Genomic DNA, 5,365 nt, shown 5'->3' on the forward strand with positions numbered 1-5,365 from the left:
GCAAGGCGGCCGGGGCGGAGGCGGGAGCGGAGGCAAGGGCCACGGCAAACGTTCGAGCGCCCAGCGGCGCAAGTCCACCGCGAACACCCCATCCGAGCCCGCGTCCGAAGCCACACCGAACGCCCTGCCGAGTGCCGCACCGAACGCCCCGTCGAGCGCCGCGACGGACACCCCGTTGAGCGCCGTGACGGACACCGCCGCGACCGCAGCCGAGCGGGAGCCGTCCGGGGCCGGGGAGGGCGTGGAGAGCGCCGACACCTCCCCCGCGCCGGGGACCGAGCCGCCGCCCTCCGACGAGTCCGACGCCCCGCTGTCCGACACCCCGCTGCCCGACACTCCGTCGTCCGACGCCCCCGCTGTGGAGAAGGACGGGGAAGGCGAGCCCGTCGGGGTGGGCGGTGGCTGCGACGGGGGCGCGCCGTTCGGAGTCGTGGCGGCTCCGACGGAGAAGCTTCTACCCGAGGGGGAGAAGCTTCCGCCCGAGGGGGAGGAGCTTCCGCCCGAGGCGCAGGGCCCACGCGGCGGGGACGACGAGGGGGCGCGTACGGCGCCCACCCCGCGGAGCGCACCTCGGACGGGCGAGGTCCCGCAGGCACCACGGGTGTCGGCGCCCGCACCGCGGCGGAGTGACGCGGAGCCCCGCGTCGAGGTGGTCGCGAGGGTGGCGGGCCCTGTGGACGACTTCGTCCGGACAGCCGCGCAGCCGCAGGAGCTGCCGTCCGACCCGGTCGAGGCGTTCGACGAGCTGTATCTGCGCCAGGCGCGGGCCCTCACGCGGCAGGCGTTCCTGCTGTCCGGACACCGGCGTGTGGCGGAGCGCGCGGTGCGGTGGGCGTTTCACCAGGCGTGGCAGCACTGGCCCAAGGTGCTGGCGGGCAGCGACCCGACGCGCACGGTGCGCGCGACGGTGTACGAGTACGCGCTGTCCCCGTGGCACCAGTTCCACCCGCTCCGCCGCATGCCGCAGGCGTACTCGGGTCCACCCGAGGACCGAGCCGTGCTGGAGGCCTTCCTGGGACTGCCGCGCAGCTACCGTGCCGCGCTGCTGCTGCACTACGGGCTGGGGCTCACGCTGCCGGAGACCGCCGCCGAGGTGGAGTGCAGTACGGAGGCGGCGGCCGGGCGGGTCACCCACGGACGGGCGGCGCTCGAGGAGAGCTGGCCGCCGCTGCGGGAGCTTCCGCGGAGACGGCGCGGCGCCGTGCTGGCGCACACGCTGCGCGAGCTCGCCGTGGCCCAGCCGGTACGTCCCGTGCCGCCGCGCCTCGTACGCCGCCGCAGCTTCCGTACGACGCGGCTGTGGACGCGGGCCTCGCTGGGGCTGACGGCGACCGTGACGGCGGCGACGGTGCTCACTCTCGTGACGGCGGAGAGCGCGCAGCCGCCGAGGAAACCTGCCGGAGTGGTGCCCCGGACATTCGCTCCGGAGACGTTCCCCGGCGCGTCCGTACTGAGAACCACTCGGACGAGTGAAGAGGGCCGGGATCGGCAGCATGCCGAGGCCAAGCGCTCGGCCCCCTCGGACCGCGCCTATCTGCCTCAGCTGCGCTCCACCAACGAGCGCGTGGACCTGCACGACTTCCAGCGGGCCGACCAGGGCCGAGACAGCTGACGGGCCCGCACCCTCGCGGGGTGCGGGCCCGTCAAGCAGCCGTGCCACGGCCTGGTGTCGCCTCCTCGGACCCTCAGGTTTTCAGGAGGCAGCCCAGACCTTCAACCGATCCGGACGCTCAGGCGTTCCAGCGGCTCAGGCAGCTCAGGCGCTCAGGCGCTCGCGCGCCAGGCGGGCGGTCTCGGACGGGGTCTTGCCGACCTTCACGCCCGCGGCCTCCAGGGCCTCCTTCTTGGCCTGCGCGGTACCGGAGGAGCCGGAGACGATCGCGCCGGCGTGGCCCATCGTCTTGCCCTCCGGAGCGGTGAAGCCCGCGACGTAGCCGACGACCGGCTTGGTCACGTTCTCCTTGATGAAGTCCGCCGCGCGCTCCTCGGCGTCGCCGCCGATCTCACCGATCATGACGATCAGGTCGGTGTCCGGGTCGGCCTCGAACGCCTTGAGGGCGTCGATGTGGGTGGTGCCGATGACCGGGTCACCGCCGATGCCGACGCAGGTGGAGAAGCCGATGTCACGCAGCTCGTACATCATCTGGTACGTCAGCGTGCCCGACTTGGAGACCAGGCCGATGCGGCCGCTGTTGGTGATGTCGGACGGGATGATGCCCGCGTTCGACTGGCCGGGGGTGATCAGACCCGGGCAGTTCGGGCCGACGATCCGCGTCTTGTTGCCCTTCTGGGTCGCGTAGTCCCAGAAGTAGGCGGTGTCGTGGACGGCGATGCCCTCGGTGATCACGACAGCGAGGCCGATGCCCGCGTCGATCGCCTCGACGACCGCGTCCTTGGCGAACTTCGGCGGGACGAAGATGACGGTGACGTCCGCACCGGTCTTCTCCATCGCCTCCTTGACGCCGCCGAAGACGGGCACCTCGGTGCCGTCGAAGTCGACGTTCGTGCCCGCCTTGCGCGGGTTCACGCCGCCGACGATGTTGGTGCCGGAAGCAAGCATCCGCTTGGTGTGCTTCTGGCCCTCGGAGCCGGTCATCCCCTGGACGATGACCTTGCTCTCCTTGGTGAGGAAGATAGCCATGGTGTTGTCGGTGTCCTCGTTCGGTCTCGTCCGGGCTTACTTGGCGGCCAGCTCGGCGGCCTTGTCGGCCGCGCCGTCCATCGTGTCGACCTGCTGCACCAGCGGGTGCGCCGCGTCGGTCAGGATCTTGCGGCCGAGCTCGGCGTTGTTGCCGTCGAGGCGCACGACCAGGGGCTTGCTGACGTCCTCGCCCTTGGACTTGAGCAGCTCCAGCGCCTGCACGATGCCGTTGGCGACCGCGTCGCAGGCGGTGATGCCGCCGAAGACGTTGACGAAGACCGACTTGACGTCGGGGTCGCCGAGAATGATCTCCAGGCCGTTCGCCATGACCTCGGCGGAGGCGCCGCCACCGATGTCGAGGAAGTTGGCCGGCTTGACGTTGCTGTGCGCCTCGCCCGCGTAGGCGACCACGTCGAGGGTGGACATGACCAGGCCCGCGCCGTTGCCGATGATGCCGACCTGGCCGTCCAGCTTCACGTAGTTGAGGCCCTTGGCCTTGGCCGCGGCCTCCAGCGGGTTGGCGGCGGCCTTGTCCTCCAGCGCCTCGTGCTCGGGCTGGCGGAAGTCGGCGCCTGCGTCCAGCGACACCTTGCCGTCCAGCGCGATGACCTTGCCGTCACCCGTCTTGACCAGCGGGTTGACCTCGACGAGGAGGGCGTCCTCCTTGACGAACACGTCCCACAGCTTGATCAGGACCTGCGCGACCTGGTCGATCAGCTCGGCCGGGAACTTCGCGGCCTCGGCGATCTCGCGGGCCTTCGCCTCGGTGACGCCCTCGATGGCATCCACCGGGATCTTGGCCAGCGCCTCCGGCTTGGTGGCGGCGACCTCCTCGATCTCCACGCCGCCCTCGACCGAGGCCATCGCCAGGAAGGTGCGGTTGGTGCGGTCCAGGAGGAAGGAGACGTAGTACTCCTCCGCGATGTCCGCGGTCTGGGCCAGCATCACCTTGTGGACCGTGTGGCCCTTGATGTCCATGCCCAGGATCTGGCCGGCCTTCTCCACCGCGTCCGCCGGGTCGGAGGCCAGCTTCACGCCACCGGCCTTGCCGCGGCCGCCGGTCTTGACCTGGGCCTTGACGACCGCTCGGCCGCCGAGCCGCTCGGTCACCTCGCGCGCCGCCTCAGGCGTCTCGATGACTTCACCGGCCAGCACCGGTACGTCATGCTTGGCGAAGATGTCCCTCGCCTGGTACTCGAACAGGTCCACGCGCGTCCGTCCCCTTAATCAATGGTCTCGCGGTCGTTGTCAGCGTGGGCGTGCCGCAGGGCCGCGGCGTCCACGGGTCGCGCGGCATGTCCGCCTTGCAGGTTAGCCCTGCGCGCGTGCGCTGCCTAAATCGCACCTCACACATACGCGGTGACAACGGTCACAACCCCCAGGCCTCTCAGTCCTCCGGCACCGGTATCGGACGCTTCTCGATCGCGGCGGCCATCACCTCGGGAAAATGGTCGGGAGTGCAGGCGAACGCGGGAGCGCCGAGGGCCGCGAGAGCCGCGGCGTGGTCCCGGTCGTAGGACGGCGCCCCCTCGTCGGAGAGCGCGAGCAGCGTGACGAACTGAACACCGGCGTCCTTCATCGCGGCGACCCTCCCCAGCATCTCCTTCCGTATCCCTCCCTCGTACAGGTCGCTGATCAGCACGACGATCGTCTCCGACGGGCGGCTGATCCGCGACTGGCAGTAGGCGAGCGCGCGGTTGATGTCGGTGCCCCCGCCCAGCTGGGTGCCGAACAGCACGTCGACGGGGTCGTCCAGCGCGTCGGTCAGATCCACGACGCCGGTGTCGAAGACGACGAGCCGCGTGTCCAACGTCCGCATCGAGCCCAGCACCGCGCCGAAGACCGAGGCGTGGACCACGGACGACGCCATCGACCCCGACTGGTCGATGCAGAGGACGACCTCCTTCTTGACCGACTGCGCGGCCCGCCCGTAGCCGACCAGCCGCTCGGGAACCACCGTGCCGTGCTCGGGCAGGTAGTTCTTGAGGTTCGCCCGGATGGTGCGGTCCCAGTCGATGTCCCGGTGCCGGGGACGACCGACCTTCGCGGAGCGGTCCAGCGCGCCGGTCAGCGCCGCCCTGGTCCGGGCCGCCAGCCGCCGCTCCAGCTCCGCCACGACCTTGCGCACCACGGCACGCGCCGTCTCCCTGCTGGTTTGAGGCATCGCCGCCTTGAGCGACAAGAGCGTGCCCACCAAGTGCACGTCCGGCTCGACGGCCTCCAGCATCTCGGGCTCCAGCAGCAGCGACGAGAGCCCGAGCCGGTCGATGGCATCCCGCTGCATCACCTGCACCACCGAGCTGGGGAAGTACGTGCGGATGTCGCCCAGCCAGCGGGAGACGTGCGGGGCGGAGGCACCGAGCCCGCCGGCACGGCTGCCGCCGCCGCTCCGGGTGCCCCCACCGGAGCCGTCCGCACCGTAGACGGTCTCCAGCGCCCGGTCCATGCCGCTGTCGGCGGTACCCAGCGCGCAGCCGGTACCGTCCGCGTCACCACCGCCGAGCACCATGCGCCAGCGCCGCAGCCGTTCCGCCTCCGGCGTCGCAGCCGCCGCCGCACCGTTGTGGCCTGCCGTCACGTGCGCGCCTCCTGCCTCTCGTCCACGGGCCCCCCGCTCGCCCACCGGCCCCTTCCGTCCACCGGCCCCCTTCCGTCCACCGGCTTCCTTTCGTCGTCCCAGGGCGCCTCCGTCCCGGTCAAGGCCCCGCCGAGCAGCAGCCGTAC

4 protein-coding genes are annotated in these 5,365 nt (G+C 71.5%); 1 reads left to right on the top strand and 3 read right to left on the bottom strand.

Annotation, left to right across the window (positions count from 1 at the left end; translation table 11 throughout):
- Window positions 1–1,612, top strand: a 1,612-nt coding sequence (locus AB8Z75_RS30850; RefSeq protein ID WP_369207775.1) for a sigma factor-like helix-turn-helix DNA-binding protein, incomplete at its 5' end; no start/stop codon positions are given.
- Window positions 1,613–1,756: 144 nt separating this feature from the next.
- On the opposite strand, the gene sucD is transcribed toward AB8Z75_RS30850, so the two are convergent.
- From sucD to AB8Z75_RS30865, 3 genes are all read right to left on the bottom strand, one after another.
- Window positions 1,757–2,641, bottom strand: a complete 885-nt coding sequence (sucD, locus tag AB8Z75_RS30855; protein WP_369207777.1) for a succinate--CoA ligase subunit alpha — start codon at window positions 2,639–2,641, stop codon at window positions 1,757–1,759.
- A gap of 36 nt (window positions 2,642–2,677) precedes the next feature.
- Window positions 2,678–3,850 (bottom strand): ADP-forming succinate--CoA ligase subunit beta, encoded by a 1,173-nt coding sequence (sucC, locus tag AB8Z75_RS30860; protein WP_369207779.1) that lies wholly within the window; start codon window positions 3,848–3,850, stop codon window positions 2,678–2,680.
- 178 nt (window positions 3,851–4,028) lie between these two features.
- Window positions 4,029–5,150, bottom strand: a complete 1,122-nt coding sequence (locus tag AB8Z75_RS30865) for a VWA domain-containing protein (protein ID WP_369207781.1) — start codon at window positions 5,148–5,150, stop codon at window positions 4,029–4,031.
- Between the last annotated feature and the right edge of the window lie 215 nt (window positions 5,151–5,365).

The sequence above is a fragment of the Streptomyces sp. PU-14G genome (assembly GCF_041028275.1).
Classification (GTDB): domain Bacteria; phylum Actinomycetota; class Actinomycetes; order Streptomycetales; family Streptomycetaceae; genus Streptomyces.